Origin of the sequence: Desulfogranum marinum (assembly GCF_963675105.2) — a bacterium.
GTDB classification, from domain to species: Bacteria; Desulfobacterota; Desulfobulbia; order Desulfobulbales; family Desulfobulbaceae; genus Desulfogranum; species Desulfogranum marinum.
In genome coordinates this window covers 789,686-805,254 of sequence record NZ_CAXXRO010000002.1, presented here as the reverse complement: position 1 = coordinate 805,254, position 15,569 = coordinate 789,686, and the positions used below count along the sequence as shown (strand labels likewise).

The 15,569-nt window shown below is 44.9% G+C and carries 13 protein-coding genes; 5 read left to right on the top strand and 8 right to left on the bottom strand.

Annotated elements, in window-relative coordinates:
* Window positions 1–21: 21 nt before the first annotated feature.
* On the top strand, window positions 22–2,715 hold the full coding sequence (locus ACHZCY_RS04350; protein WP_319547975.1) for a bifunctional acetate--CoA ligase family protein/GNAT family N-acetyltransferase: 2,694 nt from the start codon (window positions 22–24) through the stop codon (window positions 2,713–2,715).
* 17 nt (window positions 2,716–2,732) lie between these two features.
* Here the strand turns inward: ACHZCY_RS04350 and ACHZCY_RS04345 are convergent, their stop codons facing one another.
* The 7 genes from ACHZCY_RS04345 to ACHZCY_RS04315 form a co-directional block, all read right to left on the bottom strand.
* Window positions 2,733–2,966 (bottom strand): acyl carrier protein, encoded by a 234-nt coding sequence (locus ACHZCY_RS04345; RefSeq protein WP_319547974.1) that lies wholly within the window; start codon window positions 2,964–2,966, stop codon window positions 2,733–2,735.
* 207 nt (window positions 2,967–3,173) lie between these two features.
* A complete protein-coding gene (locus tag ACHZCY_RS04340; RefSeq protein WP_319547973.1) occupies window positions 3,174–4,226 on the bottom strand; it encodes a phospholipase A in 1,053 nt (350 codons plus the stop codon).
* A 399-nt stretch (window positions 4,227–4,625) separates the two neighbouring features.
* Complete coding sequence (locus tag ACHZCY_RS04335) at window positions 4,626–6,068, bottom strand: hybrid sensor histidine kinase/response regulator (RefSeq protein ID WP_319547972.1); 1,443 nt, start codon at window positions 6,066–6,068, stop codon at window positions 4,626–4,628.
* A gap of 585 nt (window positions 6,069–6,653) precedes the next feature.
* Window positions 6,654–7,583, bottom strand: a complete 930-nt coding sequence (locus tag ACHZCY_RS04330) for a metallophosphoesterase (RefSeq protein ID WP_319548321.1) — start codon at window positions 7,581–7,583, stop codon at window positions 6,654–6,656.
* A gap of 186 nt (window positions 7,584–7,769) precedes the next feature.
* Entirely contained in the window at window positions 7,770–8,474 is a 705-nt protein-coding gene (locus tag ACHZCY_RS04325; RefSeq protein ID WP_319547971.1) for a rhomboid family intramembrane serine protease, read from the bottom strand.
* 910 nt (window positions 8,475–9,384) lie between these two features.
* Entirely contained in the window at window positions 9,385–9,606 is a 222-nt protein-coding gene (locus ACHZCY_RS04320) for a DUF1653 domain-containing protein (protein WP_205224236.1), read from the bottom strand.
* A gap of 60 nt (window positions 9,607–9,666) precedes the next feature.
* Window positions 9,667–10,302 (bottom strand): hypothetical protein, encoded by a 636-nt coding sequence (locus tag ACHZCY_RS04315; RefSeq protein WP_319547970.1) that lies wholly within the window; start codon window positions 10,300–10,302, stop codon window positions 9,667–9,669.
* 343 nt (window positions 10,303–10,645) lie between these two features.
* On the opposite strand from ACHZCY_RS04315, the gene grxC reads away from it, so the two are divergent.
* The 4 genes from grxC (at window position 10,646) to ACHZCY_RS04295 (ending at window position 14,420) form a co-directional block, all read left to right on the top strand.
* Window positions 10,646–10,900, top strand: a complete 255-nt coding sequence (gene grxC / locus ACHZCY_RS04310) for a glutaredoxin 3 (RefSeq protein ID WP_205224234.1) — start codon at window positions 10,646–10,648, stop codon at window positions 10,898–10,900.
* Window positions 10,901–11,506: 606 nt separating this feature from the next.
* A complete protein-coding gene (locus tag ACHZCY_RS04305; protein ID WP_205224233.1) occupies window positions 11,507–13,159 on the top strand; it encodes a fatty acid--CoA ligase in 1,653 nt (550 codons plus the stop codon).
* 13 nt (window positions 13,160–13,172) lie between these two features.
* Window positions 13,173–13,994, top strand: coding sequence for a cobamide remodeling phosphodiesterase CbiR (gene cbiR, locus ACHZCY_RS04300; RefSeq protein WP_319547969.1), 822 nt, complete (start codon window positions 13,173–13,175; stop codon window positions 13,992–13,994).
* 123 nt (window positions 13,995–14,117) lie between these two features.
* Window positions 14,118–14,420: a Dabb family protein gene (locus ACHZCY_RS04295; RefSeq protein ID WP_319547968.1), complete on the top strand. Its 303-nt coding sequence runs from the start codon at window positions 14,118–14,120 to the stop codon at window positions 14,418–14,420.
* Window positions 14,421–14,611: 191 nt separating this feature from the next.
* Here ACHZCY_RS04295 and ACHZCY_RS04290 read toward each other — a convergent pair whose 3' ends face one another.
* Window positions 14,612–15,274, bottom strand: a complete 663-nt coding sequence (locus ACHZCY_RS04290; RefSeq protein ID WP_205224230.1) for a histidine phosphatase family protein — start codon at window positions 15,272–15,274, stop codon at window positions 14,612–14,614.
* Window positions 15,275–15,569 lie beyond the last annotated feature (295 nt).

Sequence of the window (15,569 nt, the reverse complement as noted above, 5' to 3'; positions counted from 1 at the left end):
GCCGACACAGAGGAAACAGCTATGTCAATGAGAAACCTTAACTCCATGTTCAACCCCTCTTCAGTGGCACTGATCGGAGCCAGTCAAAAACCAGGAACCATCGGCAGTGTACTGGCGCGCAATGTATTTAGTGCTGGCTATCAGGGAAAAATGTTCCCGGTAAATCCTAAATATTCGGCCATTGAAGGGGTTACAGCCTATCAAGACATTGCGAGTCTTCCCCAGGCGCCTGATTTGGCAATCATTGCTACTCCGCCGGATACGGTTCCCAGCTTGATAGCCGAGTTGGGTAAACGGGGAACCCGTGCAGTGGTGATCATTACAGCTGGTTTTGCTGAAGGGACCAACTTGCATGGTCGCGAATTGACCCGCTCCATGCTTGTAGCCGCTAAGCCGCATCTGGTACGGATTGTCGGACCAAACTGTCTTGGAATCATGGTGCCCGGGGTTGGGCTCAATGGCGGGTTTGCCCATGTTCAGCCCCTGGTTGGCAATCTGGGCTTTGTGGCTCAATCCGGAGCCGTGCTGACAGCGGTTATCGACTGGGCAACCTCACGTAAGATTGGTTTTTCCCACTGCGTTTCTCTGGGGGATATGATCGACGTCGACTTCGGGGATATGCTTGATTATCTGGCAAACGACACCTCAACCAGGGCAATTCTTCTCTATATAGAATCGATCACCCAGCCTCGAAAATTTATGTCTGCGGCCCGGGCTGCAGCCCGCATTAAACCGGTGATCGTGGTGAAAGCCGGCCGCCATGTTGCAAGCGCGAAAGCAGCGGCTTCCCATACCGGTGCCCTAGCCGGCACTGATGCGGTGTATGAAGCAGCTTTTCGTCGAGCAGGAATACTGCGGGTCAACGATATGCAGGCGCTGTTTGATGCGGTCCAGACGGTGGCAATGGTACGACAGGTTGCCGGGGAACGGCTGGCTATTGTAACTAATGGTGGCGGTATCGGCGTAATGGCAACAGACAGCCTGCTTGACCGTGGCGGTCACCTGGCAACGCTTACCCCGGAATCTATTCAAGCTCTCAATAAGGTTTTGCCGCCCACCTGGTCTCAGTCCAACCCTGTGGATATTATCGGTGATGCTTCGCCCGATCGCTACGGTGATGCGCTGGAAATACTGTTACGTGATAAAGGGTCGGATGCGGTGCTGGTACTCAATTGCCCTACAGCTATAGCAAATACTAGTGATGCCGCTCAAGCAGTTATAGATACTTTGCAAAAGGAGAGTCTTAAATACAATCGTAAGGCGTTGTTTACTTGCTGGCTGGGAAATGGGGCTGCGGTGGCAGCTCGGCACATTTTTACTGAAAATAAAATCGCAACCTATACAACCCCTACTGAGGCGGTACGTGGGTTTATGCAAATGGTTCGCTACCGCAAAAGTCAGGAAATGTTGATAGAAACCCCGCCCAATATACCCGAGGTTTTTACTCCGGATACGGACAAGGCCAGGGAAATTCTCAACAGAGCGTTGGCTGAAAATCGTGCCTGGTTGGCGGAACCGGAAGCCAAGGCCGTTCTTGCAGCCTATGATATACCCGTCGTCGAAACCCACAAGGCCGCTTCTCCAGAGGCAGCCGCTGAGATTGCTGCAAAGTTTGGCGCGCCGGTGGTGTTGAAAATTTATTCACCGGATATAACCCATAAATCCGAGGTCAACGGGGTTAGCCTCAACCTTGAAACACCAGAGGTTGTCAGCCATAATGCTGCTGCTATGCTTGAACGTGTCCAGCACCTCCGGCCCGAAGCCAGGTTGGAGGGGTTTACAGTTCAGCCCATGATCTCTAAATCCAATGCCTATGAACTGATCATCGGCATGAAGAATGATATTCAATTCGGGCCGGTGCTTCTTTTCGGTCATGGCGGTACAGCAGTAGAGGTCATCCAGGATAAAGCATTGGCCTTGCCGCCGCTCAATATGCATTTGGCTGTAGATTTAATGGAACGGACAAAAATCTATCAGCTCCTTCAGGGGTACCGGTTGACCCAGCCTGCAGATCTTAACAGTATAGCCTTGACCCTGGTAAAGGTGTCGCAGATGATCTGTGACCTTGGTGATATTGACGAGTTGGATATTAATCCGCTGCTTGTGGATAAGGATGGAGTACTGGCTTTGGATGCTCGTATCAAGGTAGTGAAGAGCATTGGCCAACCAGTTGATCGATTGGCTATCCTTCCTTATCCTAAAGAGTTGGAGGAAAAGCTGACCTTTCCGGATGGGCAAAATCTGCTTATTCGGCCGATTCGTCCGGAAGATGAACCCAATATTCAAAAAATATTTAACAACTTGTCCCCGGAAGAAATACGTTTACGATTCCTGCATCCGATGAAAGTTATGCCCCATACCTTGGCCGCCCGCCTCACCCAGATCGATTATGACCGGGAAATGGCGCTGGTGGTGGAAGGTAAAGATCAGGAAGGAGAAGCAAAACTATACGGTGGGGTGCGCATCAGTGCTGACCCGGATAACGAGCGTGCTGAATATGCTATTTTGATCCATCGTGACATGACCGGCCTGGGGCTGGGGCCCATGCTTTTACGGCGCATCATTGAGTATGCTCGCAACCGTGGAATCGGGGAGATTTATGGTGAAGTCTTAGATGACAATACCACCATGCTCAGGCTTTGCAGCGCATTTGGATTCGCCGTCAAAGCCAGCCCGGGCGAGCCGGGAATGAAAACTGTTTCGCTCAAATTATAGCATAGACACGGGAACAGTTATCTCAAGTAGTCAATGCAGCCATTGAGGGTCGTCAATTGAGGGTAATCTGTCTCCGGAATTTTAATATCAAGGGCTTTCTGGAGCTGCTCGATAAAATTAACACAATCCACAGAATCAAATTGGATTTGATCACGAAAAACAATATCAGGCTTGAGGCTGTCGAGGTTTGATTCCGGCGCAATCGTGGAGATGGTTTTGAGGACAAGTTTTTTTATCTCAGCTGGTGTCATGATGAGTTCTCCTGATTTGTTTTTTAGACAATTATACCATAAATGGAGCTTATCATCATTGTTAACGCATTGTTTTTAAAGTGGCATCTCGTTTTCAATAGATGTGGTTTAACTGGGATGTACGACAAGCTGTAATGATTTTGATGACGGACAGGTAGATTCAATTGAATTGGGGAAATGATAATGGTGAGGAACGAGATGATGCGTCTATAAAAAGTCTGTGAACTGTAAGCCGATACCTATTCGGTTCACGTACTTGTTATAATCGATCAGGCTTTCGCCGTACCCAGTGAAGTACTGGATGTAGCCTTTGAGGTAAGGGTACCCGAAAAGCGGGAAGCTCCAGTCGAGTGACACTGCACCTCGGGAAAAACCAGACTCCAGATTATTACGAGTCATGAAGCTGAAGGTGTGGCGATTATGTTTATAGCTCAGCCATAATTCTCCATGACCGTAGTAGTCGGTAATATCTGGATTATCGTCCTCTTCAACGTCTTCTGCAATGCGAATCCATGGTCTGAGTATTATGGCGAGATTGCCGCGTTCAAGCGAGGAAAAACCATATATTCTATTCCAACTGCGGGACAACGATCCCCCCTGACCATTGGACATGTGGTTGAAGCCGATTGCGTTAACCGTATTTTTAAAACCGAAAATTGTCCGATCTTGAGGCCTTTCCTGGAGCCATATCTCGGGTTCATGATTGGTTTCCCGAAATGGCGAGGAGGCATCCTTGTTAAAGACCTGCCAGAATGACCGGGCTGTGTATCCGGCAAAAATATCAAGGTGCTGGTCAAACAATTCCACGGCAAGCGGTGTTTTGATGCTCAGTTGAAACTGGACCTCAGCGTTGTCTATCTCCAAGCCATCTTGACCATAGGCTACGGCATAAGGAGTTATATCCCAGCCTTGAAAATTATACGCAGCGAAAAGAATGTAATTATTTTTGTGGGACATCAACGTGAAAGGTTTACGGAGGTTCGTCTTGTCAACCTTCAGACGTCCTTCCACTGGTCCATCACTCTTTTGTACTATTGCCTCTTTATCATCCGGTTTTGCTGTGGTGGTGTTGCAGGCGGCTCTGGCTTCACCCATGGTCATGGTGTCCGGACCGGTCAAAATAAGATGCTGGATACACTCCTGCTGGGTGGAAAAAGATGCTGCATGACCATCGACACCGATGCACAGGAGAATGCAAAGGGAAATGAAAGGCTGCAAAAAGAGCAGCTGTCGGTATTTTTGAGCCAATTCTATCGCCATTGTGTCGGATATTTTGGGAGTTATGGTGTGTTTTATTAGGAGTTCTATCGTCTTTTCTTTTCACCCATCTGGATTACGCTAGAACCTGATGGGTAAAATTGCTACCTCAATTTTTTTCCATAAGTTGGAAAAACAATTCAGATACTCAATGCGATCCTATTTGGCAAGACCCAAGCTTTGGGTGATGAGAAGTACTACAAAAGTTATTTGCTGAAAGAAATTATTCAATTGTCCGGCTTCTCTGTTCCGGAAAAAATAGTACCCCTGGAAAGAGGAGAAGGCTCTTATCGGAATGTAGTGCCTATGGTAATATCGTGGATGGTCACAAATGTGAACCACTTTTCTATTTTTTTCAAGACGATCCGAAGCTTTTGTGACCAATCAAATACTCTCATAAATTCAACTGGTCAGCCCTTTGTTAATGGCCACAGCCAAGTCCTTGAGCGAATAGGGTTTTTTGACGAACTGACTCACGCCTAAAGCCATCATTGTTTTCACTTCAATGTCATCGGCAAAACCACTTACAATAATTGCTCGCTGGTTTTTTCTTTTAGCGATAATTTTTTCATAGGTTTCACGTCCCCCAATACCTGGGGCCATGATCATATCGATGAGAATCAAATCGAATTTTTCAGTGAGTGCCCGTTCTATGCCGGATTCGCCTGAACTTACAAAAGTTCCTTGATATCCAAGAATCTCTAACATGTGTCGAGCCACATTACGCTGTTGCAACTCGTCATCTATCACCAGGATTTTTTCTCCACTTCCGTGTAAAGCGCTGACCTGTATTTCTCCCTCTGATTGTGGAGCTGTCTGCGTTGTTGCCGGCAGGTAAAAACTAAAGCGGCTACCGCCTCCAACATTTTCCGCGAAAACTCCACCTCCATGATCTTGAGCACTGTTCCAGACAATGGTTAAGCCCAGACCGGTTCCACTTTTGCCCATGGTCTTTTTTGTATAAAAAGGTTCAAAGATATGGGGGAGGAAATCCTCTGGAATACCACCACCGGTATCTTCTACAGATATAACCACATACCGCCCTGATTTTAACGTCTTCGGTGGATGTTCCGAGATAAAAGTCGAAAGAACTATTGACTGACCAGCTTTGGTTACCTCAAAGGCGTTCGTTACCAGATTCATTATCGATTTGGAAATATGAGTCGGCGAACACGAGACATTGTCCAGATCAGGGGCAAGATGCAGCTCCAGAGTCACTCCCTGGTGAGATACTTCAAGCTGTTTAAATTCCGGGGATGATACATATTCTTGAATCAATGCGTTGAGATTAATGTTTTTAATTGTTGCCGCTGCGCCTCTGGCAACAGTAAGCAGGTCTGCCACAATATTTGCAGCCTTTATACCGGATTGACGAATAGTTTCTACGTGGCCGTAGATTTTGCTTTCCTTAGGTAACTTCATCAAAACGAGTTCGGGGTATGAAACAATACCAGATAAGATATTGTTCAAATCATGAGCAACGCCACCGGCCATCATGCCGATGGTCTCCATCTTCATGGACCTGTGCAGACGAGCCTCCATTTCAAGCCTTTTGGAGATGTCTTGAAAGAAGACGAAGTTACAGTATATATCAGCGTATTTGAAAGAGCTGATATACTGTTCTACAGGCATTGATGTTCCGTCCTTTCTTTTAAAGCTGGAAATTGAAGAGTGTGCACTGCCCCCATTGTGTGCATCATTAAAAAGCAGTAGAGAGTCTGCGGACTCACCTTGGGTAATCTCGTTCATGCTGAGAGCTAGAAATTCATCCAGTGAGTAACCCAGAGTAGTGGCAGCTTGAATATTTGCATGGACAACTCTGCCCCCCTGCATCTCTTTGTTCATGCATATCCAGAAAATGGGAAAAGCACAGCTGTCAATGGCGTGCTAGGTCATCGTTCGATACTTTTTTGCGAAGGATTCTCAATAATGTCATCATCTACGATTTGCTATTTAAGCTGCTTTAAAAAGACTACGTAATATACACGTGTTCTTATAAAACCTAAATCCTGCAATTGCCAAATTTGCGGAAGGTGCGAGGCTGCGTACACGCAGACGTACTGTAGTACTTCAAGTATGCGCAAACAAAGCAGATTCGGTAAAATCGGCAATCCCGAAGGGTGGCAAGCATGAGAAAAATGCTCTTAAACCTAACTCACATAAAAAGTGAACTGATTTCTTGTTGATAAAACCGATAACAGTCTGGAAAAACATAACTAAAAGCGTTTTTGTCATGTTTGACATGCAAGATTTAGGTAAAAGGTGGTTGTGTATTATCGAAGGAGCGGAATTGCCACCGGCAAAAATCGAATAAGCAGCAACTCTACTGATAAGTAGTGTTACTTCCAAATCATAATTATCAGCGGAGCACCGGGTAATGGATATCGAAAAGGGATATGATAAGCTTAATTCATTGTCTTGGCGGTTAAACTAATCCGAGAAAGTGAAATTCATCGCGTTCAAGTGGCTGCTGCCTGTAGGGTTTTTCAAACTATAACTGACAAGTTTGCCGCCTTTGCCGGCGGAGTAATCGACGCAGCACACATTGCTTTGTTGCAAAGCAGGGGTACCTGTCAGCCAGTAATGGCCAAAAAAGACCGGTTTTCTTGTTGAGTCGTAAAAAGGAATATCTGCAGAGTTTAGGACAGGGGTATCAGGAAAACTCTTTTTTCCTACACCGTATCCAAAAGCAAGCTGTTGGTAACCGGCATCTCGGCCCGCCCACCACTTCACTCGTATGGAATGGCGTATCTTACCATCTTTATCTTGAAATGAGTGCGGCGGTGGTAAGCGCACCTCAACACCTTTGAGTAATCGTTCTATACAGTTGAAAAAAGAAGTTCCTTGAGTGGCCGACCTGGCGAGATATCTTACATGTATAGTATTGTCTGTATTGAGATAGGGTTTGGCCTGCATGATTGCCGTTTCATCCCAACAGGCATGAATGACTCGAAAGCAGTCAAATTCCAGAAACAAGGGCAATGTTTTAAACCATGCTATCAACTCATCGGTATCCTTTTGCCCCAAGGGGTATTCCTTTAAAAAAAATTCATGCTGACGAAATTTGCTTTTGCTATGAGGACGCAAATAATCGGTTGCCGATTTGGGCGTATGATAACAAATGGCATTATATTCGTGATTACCCATCACCGCGAAAGCATGCCCATGGGTAACCATAGTCCTGACCACCTCAATAACCCTGCGCTGCTGTTCACCACGATCAATCAAATCTCCAACAAAAACAGCTTTGCGCGCAGGATGTTGATACATCCCATTCACCATGACGTACCCGAGCTTGAGAAGTAAATTCTCTAACTTGTTCGCTTGTCCGTGTATGTCACCAATAATATCATAAATCATATTTTTCAATAGATTGTCTTGCTGGAAGAAGAGTCTTGGCACCTCAGAAAGTTCATGGTGTAAAGTTCCCACCGTAGCCAGGTGGTTATCTTGTCCTTGTACGCTCAAAAACTTGGATCAGGCGCTATTGTTTAACGAAAACAATCGGTTTCACCTGCCAACGGTATTTACCGAGTCGCGTAGCCGTTAAGCAAAACCATACCATAGACCATTAATAACCGACCAAACCAGTACCCCGGATGTACAGATAATACAAGTCATGCTCAGGGCACGGTGGACCGCATTTTCTTTTCTTCGTTCGCGGTAGCCAAGCAAATAGGCAGCAAGCGCTCCCATCAGCATCCCGCCGACATGGCCGGAATTGTTGATTCCCGGAACCATAAAACCAAAAATGATTATCCCCACTGCCCAGCCACCGATTTGGGTATAGATGGCCTGCCCATAGGTGCCACCACGGCTCTTTCCGTAATAAAGGGCCGCGCCGATGAGCCCGCAGACTGCTGCAGAGGCACCAATCGTAAATTGCACACCAAGCAGAGCAGAGAGAAGGTAGCCAACAATCCCGCTGAGTGTGTAGATAATGAGCATCCTGCTTTTCCCATATTCCTGAATAATGAGTGGCCCTAGCTGGTTCAATGCGATCATGTTGAAGATGATGTGGAGCAGGCTGCCATGGAGAAAGCTGGCCGAAATGAGCGACCACCAGCGGTGGTAATGAAACAGTGGTATGGTCCCAGTGGAGCCGAGTACCAACAGGCTGTTGTTGCTTGGAGAGAGAAAGGTAAAAGGGCTGCTGGAAAATACTGATGGACGGAGGTCAATAACCAGGGAGAGCACAAACATGGCAATGTTAGCGATGATAATGACCTTTATTATACCTGCATGGTCCACGGAATTTCTCGTGAAAATATTATCCTTCCACATGGAACCCGGCTTTTTTAAGCCACAGTGCGGACATACGGGTGCAGAACGGCTGATTAATTTACGGCAATTGGGACAGAGTAATGAGTTTCGTTTTTTATTTGGCTGCATGAATAATCCAGAGTGTATCGGGAGAGTATACTTTTTTTATTTTTTGGGGATTTTTAATAGAATCCCTTTTTTCAACCTAGAGGGTATCTTCAATTAATAGTAATTGAGTTAGAGTTCAGGTAAGCCTTGACTCTAAGGCATGTGATAAATTTTACCACAGGTCTATAATAAAAATCGGAGTCTTCGCTTATCTCCGAGGATGAAATTTTGAGCATAACGCAGAAAGCGGGCTAGATGGCAATTATTTAAGGTAGACTACAGTACAAGGTTCTTACCTCTTTATACGGTTCTTTCCCACCTTCAAAGCGACTGCTTGCGTTATTTTTCCGATCAATACCGCCATAGAGCCTGCACCGCTTGCTGTATGGTTGCCAGCGGGAACTTGCAAAAAAGGTTTGAAAAAAGAGGAGATTATATAAGGAGGATATTGGCTCGGCAACATCGGGGAATTTTATTATCGGCAAAGATCCAGTAAGCAGAAATCAAAAAATATATTTGACTTGCATTTTGGGCTAATGTCGGCAACTCGAGTACTAACCATGGCCAGATTAACAAGCTTGCAGGGTTTAGTAATTGCTACATCGCCTCCGGCCGGAAACTGTTCAACTAGCTAAGTTCAACCAGCAGAGATGGTTTTCTCTGTTCTTATTTGAATTGTCGGGGGAGTAGCAGAAACTGTTAAAATGCATTCAAGATGTGGATAACTTTATTGGTTAGCTTTTTCGTTTAACTTGCTGATTAACCATTTTTATGGTTCCATGTGGGGCTTCTATTCGGATTCAGACACAAATTCAAATCGTGGGACTAGGTTGCCATTCACTTCAACATGTTCGGTAAACATCTCTTTGGGCCGTACCCACATGCTGTAGTCGCCATAAAGACATTGGTAAACAACGAGTTTTTCTTCGGTTTCAGAGTGACTCGCTTCGCCGATAACTTTATAGTTCTTGCTTTTGTAATGCTTATAAATACCAGGTTTTATAGTGTTCATGTTTGTAGTATACCCTATAGGTTGAGTTCCGGGTGGGCAGACCTGGCCCCGTGCACAATTTTACCGTTCCAATTTCTCTGCCATCCTCAGGCCGTCTAATTGGTCCTGCAAAATTTGTTTTTCCCCTTGTAGTTGATGAAGCGTTTCTTCTGCCTCTTTTCTCTCTTTTGCCTTTGGGATTTCCTCTGCCACTGAATTGAGTTCATTTTCCATATGCCTTTTATGCGTTTCCAGGTCGGGTATTGTCTCTGTTTCCAGCTTGTGAATATGAGCGCTGATATCAGGTGCTGTTCTTTCCTGTCCGCGAAGCTCATCTCGCTCTTGTCTGGCTGCTGCAAGCATTTGCTCCAGTTCCCCAATATTCTTTTCAATTTCTTCTCGGTGATGTTCCAATTCCTCGATAAGACCGGTCGGCAGTGGAATCGTGGCGAATTTCTCTTCCAATTCATTTATTGTCACAGAAATCTCGTGTATTCTGCTTTCCAGTTTGTCTACCTGGTCAGGTGATGGGGGAGGTGGAACCGTCGGCAAAGAAGATAATTCTTTTTGATCGCTTGTGAGTGGTGGTTTATTATTTACCGGAAGTATGTTCAGTTGGATGAGCACCAAAAGAAGACTCACGATTGCGCCGATAACAGCAGCTATACCACTTAAAATACCAGGTAATGAAGTCCAAAACGATTGTGTGTCATTCATGCATTGCCTCCATCCATATTTCAATGGTTGAATGCCCGCCTGTCAATCACCTCGTAAAAGAGTAGGTATTGCAGGTAATTGTATGTAGTAAAATTGTATGATCATTGCTTTCTTGTATATCATCGCTTGTAGCTGTTTGCAACATGTTGACATTGTAGCAGAATGCAGAGGGGTATGTCAGGGGGCACAATGTGTGGGTAGCGTATGTGTTTACCACCGGGGGGGGGTACGCGACTGGTCGAAACCATGGAGAAAAAATGGTGTTGGTGTTTGTTTTTTATCCGGGAATACTTACTCTATGCGTACCACTGATTTTGATAAACCATGAGACCAAGGAAAACATATGGCAAAAATAGAGATATATTCCAGTGATCGCTGCCCCTATTGTGTCAAGGCAAAGGCCTTGCTTGAGCGAAAGGGAGCAAGTTTTGAAGAGATCGATGTTACCAATGATGATGAAGCGCGACGTCGGCTTGTGGAAAAGGCCAACGGCATGAGAACTGTGCCTCAGATTTTTATCAATGATGCCCATATAGGCGGTTGCGATGACCTTTATGCACTTGAAAATAAGGGTGAACTAGAGAAATTGCTGCGCTAACCCGAATTTCTCATGAGCTTTTTAATTTTAAATTCAATTGATTGATATTATTATATAAAGTGCAATCGTACAGTTAACAGTCTGTTTTTCGTTTTCAATCAATAAGTTCCCCCTTCCGGTCAATATACGCTTGTTTATGCGCGGCGGCTGTCTGTTTGGTATAGGCTATCTTATCAGCAATTCAGCCGCCTCTTTTATTTTGTATTTCTTGGTTTGGAAGTGTACTATCGATTTTCTGCCAACACCGCCTCTGCTGTTTCCTGATATTTTTAACTGCCCAGATTTACATATAAAAACGATAGCTATAGCCTAACACAACGAGTCTATATTGATTTGCGTCCAGGATATGGTAAGTTGGCCGCCAAACCTGCGGCCGGCTGTGTAAATTGTTTGCAAGTATTGAGCAGCATCCAGCTGCGTACGATCTGAGAGGAAACAGCTGCTGCTAAATTCATATTAGTTATATAATTGTAAATAGTTCCTAACTGCTCATTGGCACCTGGACTGAAATATTCAACATAAAGCACCTTGCAAAAGACAATCTACCTTTTCAAATTTTTAACCTTTAATCCCATTGGACAGACACTACCTTAAGGAGTGGAGTGAATGACAGACAATTTGATTCAGTGTACCCCATCGGCTTACTCGTATCCGTTATCGATAAAAAATCTTTTTCTTGCCCCGGTTGTAGAAAATCCCGAGCAGGAAATTGTGTACAAAGATCTATTCCGTTTCAGCTATGATCAATTTCGCGAGCGTGTTTGCAAGCTCGCAAATGCTTTAACTGAGCTTGGGGTGAAACCTGGAGATACGGTCGCTGTTATGGATTGGGACAGCCATCGTTATCTGGAGTGTTATTATGCCGTGCCCATGCTTGGTGCTGTTCTTCACATGATCAATATCCGTCTTTCTCCTGAGCAGATCCTCTACACCATTGACCATGCCGAAGATGATTATCTTTTGGTCAATGGCGAATTTATCCCCATTCTTGAACAGATTAAAGGTCGTATTGATTCAGTACGGAAATATATTCTTTTGCAAGACGATGCGTCTCACCCTGATACCTCGCTGCAGTTTTCAGGCGAATATGAAGAGCTGCTGAACAATGCAGCTGCTACCTTTGAGTTTGCAGACTTTGATGAAAACACCAGGGCTACCACTTTTTATACAACCGGTACTACCGGAATGCCGAAAGGCGTTTATTTCAGCCATCGCCAACTTGTTCTGCATACCATGAGCACCATTGCATCGCTGGCAACATCTCCAGAGCAAGGAAGGTTTCACCAAAATGATGTTTATATGCCTATCACTCCAATGTTCCATGTGCATGCCTGGGGGTTTCCTTTTGTGGCAACAGCTCTAGGGGTGAAGCAGGTATATCCTGGTAAATATGTGCCGAACACTTTGCTCCAACTCATTAAAAAAGAAGGGGTGACATTTTCGCACTGTGTGCCGACCATCTTAAGTATGCTTATGGCTAGTCCTGAGTATCAAAAAATGGATCTTTCGAAGTGGAAAGTCGTGATAGGTGGTGCTTCCATGTCGAAAAAAATGTGTAAATCAGGAAGAGAAAAAGGCGTTGATATTTTCACAGGCTATGGAATGTCTGAGACATGTCCGATTTTAAGCATTGCTCACGTTGGAAATAAGGAGCTTACTGAGGATGAAGATGTGGAGATTCGTTGTAAAACCGGTCGTCCGCTGCCTTTGGTGCAAATGCGAGTCGTCGATGAACAAATGAATGACATACCCAAGGACAGTGTAAGTGTGGGCGAGATTGTGGTACGTGCTCCCTGGCTTACTCAAGGATACTGGAAAGACAACCGAAACTCTGAAATATTATGGAAAGGCGGGCATCTTCACACCGGTGATGTCGCACATATCAACGAAAAAAGGTATGTCAAAATCACTGATCGAATGAAGGATGTTATAAAAATTGGTGGTGAGTGGCTATCGTCACTTGAATTGGAGGATGTTATAAATCTGCATCCCGTAGTTTTAGAAGTTGCTGTGATCGGAATGCCCCATGAAAAGTGGGGGGAAAAGCCACTTGCCCTTATCGTGGTAAAGGAGAATGAGGATGTGCCGAGGCCAAGAGACATTATTCGGCACGTAAAAGCCTATATTGACAAGGGACTGATGAGTAAGGTCGCACTGCTGACCAAGATTATGTATGTAGACGCGATTGACAAAACAAGTGTCGGCAAGATCAATAAAAAGTTGTTAAGAGAAAAGTACGTGGTCAGCCCCTCGTCATAATTGGTTGTTGATTGTGAAGAAAGCAGCGTCCCACTTGCCTTATAAAATGAGTGCGCCTTCCATGGTTTTTGGGGAAGACCTGGTTGATAATGTGCAGCGATTATCAAAACTCGTAGATCATGTCGAGATTGTCCTGTTTCATACGCCAATGCTGCACAATTTCCCTTCTTCCAGAGAGATTGACGCCTTGCTTGAGATAAAGGCGCGGGAAAAAATTTCGTTTTCAGTGCATCTGCCGACATCTTTGGAGATAGCCTCTACGGAGCGAGAAAAAAGGGAAGCTTCTGTCCAGCTGGCAAGAGAGTTGTTTTTGCAAATGTCCATTCTTGAGCCTTTATACTATATTTTGCATATTCCCTTTACGCCTCCCACGTTGGTTCCGGTTCCAGGAAGCTATATTGCAAAGGATCATTCCACACAATGGGGCGATTGGCCCCAACGGGCTCTGGCATCTTTGGAAATTCTTTATGGTGCTTTGGACAATAGGCAAAAGATACTTGTTGAAAATATTAACTATTCACCTTGTTTTTTAGAACCTTTCCTGCAGAGCAAATTTTGTGAACTCTGCCTAGATCTGGGCCATTTAATGCTTGGCAATGAAAAGGTCACAGATGTATTAACCCGGTATATTGAAGTAACACCTGAAATTCATCTGCACGGTGTGAAAGGGCATGAAGAACACGTGAGTCTTTCTGCCTTGCCGCGACCCCTGGTAACAGAATGGATGCAAATTCTACACACGGCCGGCTTTAGCGGTATATTAAATTTGGAAGTATTTAGTCCTGCTGATTTAGAGGAGTCTGATACTCTTGTCAGGGAGACATTTTTTCGTTGAGTAATAAAATAGAATCGTTATTGTTTGAAGGAGGATGAAATGTGAAAAACATGAAACCTCCGGCAGGGTTCAATTGTCAACCATTGGTAGAACAGCCATTATAGAAATTAAAGAGGAAAAATAATGATTAAGCATGTCGTAATGTGGAAATTCAAGGAAAGTGCGTTAAATAATACAAAAGAGGAGAATATCGACGAGTTCACTTCCAAGTTGGAAGCGCTTGTCGGCGTGATCGATGAGATTGTCAGCTTGCAAGTGGAAAAGAATATTCTGCCGGCTGAAACTGGTTCTGATTTGATTTTACTCTCAGAATTCAACTCGTTGCAAGATCTTGACACATATAACAATCATCCTGAACACCAAAAAGTTCTCGCCTTTGGCAAGGAAGTTATCGGCGAAAGACGAGCTGTCGATTTTGAGATGTGATCATATTGCCATTTGCAGTAGTTCGGACGTAGTTCGGCTTTGAGCTGACAGGTTTTGGATTTGTCGGGGCCTGTCAGTTCAAAAGATACCCCAAGTCTTTTCCTCCTTTTTTCTATTTTTTATATAGCACGGTACGTAAACGTTTTCGTTGACAGTGAGAGGAGATGTTTAGCCTGCATGAGAAGTCCTGGTTAGAGGTGCGTCCGGTCATTCACCTTTTCAACTTGAAAACCTGTTTCATCCTGATAGAGGATATTCAGGGCTGCTGTACCCTGCCGCAACTTTCGAAAGTGGTCCAGCGGCGTTTGGGATGCAAAACACAATAAGGATGTGATAACGAAATTGTGTGAGCAGATCACGAGGGTGCTCCCTTGGGCACAGGACTCGGAAATACGCAGCAGCGTACCAACTGCCCGCTGCTGGACTTGATTGAGGCTCTCTCCTCCCGGCATGGACAAAAAGGAAGGGCTCTTTTCCCAGGCTTTTCGAAAAGCAGGATGCTCTTTCTTCCACTGCTGCGCTTCCATTCCTTCGAAGTCTCCTAAATCCATCTCTATTAATCCTGATTCTTTCATCAACGGTACGGAAGGGTGAAATTGAGCTATATGAGAAGCCGTTTCAACTGCACGTTCCAGGGGGCTGGAATAAATGGCTGTAATAGTTTCTTTTTTTAAAGCCAAACCCAGGGCACGGGCCTGGTGATTCCCTTTCGGGTTAAGCGGTATATCGCTTCGGCCTTGAAAGCGGTGCAGTCGGTTCCATTCAGTTTCCCCATGTCGGACCAGCAAGATTCTATTGCCTGATTTTTTTTTGGTTTTGTCGGTATGGCGATCCTTAATAGCTTTAATATCCATACATATTCCTAACTATTCAAGTTGAGATGTCCGAGTGCCGGCTGATAGCTTCTATGACGCCGGGGGGAAGCGAAGTCGCAGGCCATCAGCATCACTTGCCGCTCAAAGATTTGTATGCTCTGCCATTTGTCACAATGTAGGGTATCCCATTTTCGGAAGGCTGTATAGTCAGTAGCGAATACTTTTAACTCACCAAAAGAACGTCCAGCGCAAACTGGAAAACCTTTTTTCCTCCATATTCTCTCCATGAATGACCGTTAATGTGACGATAAACCATTTTACTAGAGGGCTTTCC

What these genes read in the sequence shown, in the direction of transcription:
- ACHZCY_RS04350 (WP_319547975.1), top strand. Translation starts at nt 22, where the DNA reads ATGTCAATGAGAAACCTTAACTCCATGTTCAACCCCTCTTCAGTGGCA.
- ACHZCY_RS04345 (WP_319547974.1), bottom strand. Translation starts at nt 2,966, where the DNA reads ATGACACCAGCTGAGATAAAAAAACTTGTCCTCAAAACCATCTCCACG.
- ACHZCY_RS04340 (WP_319547973.1), bottom strand. Translation starts at nt 4,226, where the DNA reads ATGGCGATAGAATTGGCTCAAAAATACCGACAGCTGCTCTTTTTGCAG.
- ACHZCY_RS04335 (WP_319547972.1), bottom strand. Translation starts at nt 6,068, where the DNA reads ATGAACAAAGAGATGCAGGGGGGCAGAGTTGTCCATGCAAATATTCAA.
- ACHZCY_RS04330 (WP_319548321.1), bottom strand. Translation starts at nt 7,583, where the DNA reads ATGATTTATGATATTATTGGTGACATACACGGACAAGCGAACAAGTTA.
- ACHZCY_RS04320 (WP_205224236.1), bottom strand. Translation starts at nt 9,606, where the DNA reads ATGAACACTATAAAACCTGGTATTTATAAGCATTACAAAAGCAAGAAC.
- ACHZCY_RS04315 (WP_319547970.1), bottom strand. Translation starts at nt 10,302, where the DNA reads ATGAATGACACACAATCGTTTTGGACTTCATTACCTGGTATTTTAAGT.
- grxC (WP_205224234.1), top strand. Translation starts at nt 10,646, where the DNA reads ATGGCAAAAATAGAGATATATTCCAGTGATCGCTGCCCCTATTGTGTC.
- ACHZCY_RS04305 (WP_205224233.1), top strand. Translation starts at nt 11,507, where the DNA reads ATGACAGACAATTTGATTCAGTGTACCCCATCGGCTTACTCGTATCCG.
- ACHZCY_RS04295 (WP_319547968.1), top strand. Translation starts at nt 14,118, where the DNA reads ATGATTAAGCATGTCGTAATGTGGAAATTCAAGGAAAGTGCGTTAAAT.
- ACHZCY_RS04290 (WP_205224230.1), bottom strand. Translation starts at nt 15,274, where the DNA reads ATGGATATTAAAGCTATTAAGGATCGCCATACCGACAAAACCAAAAAA.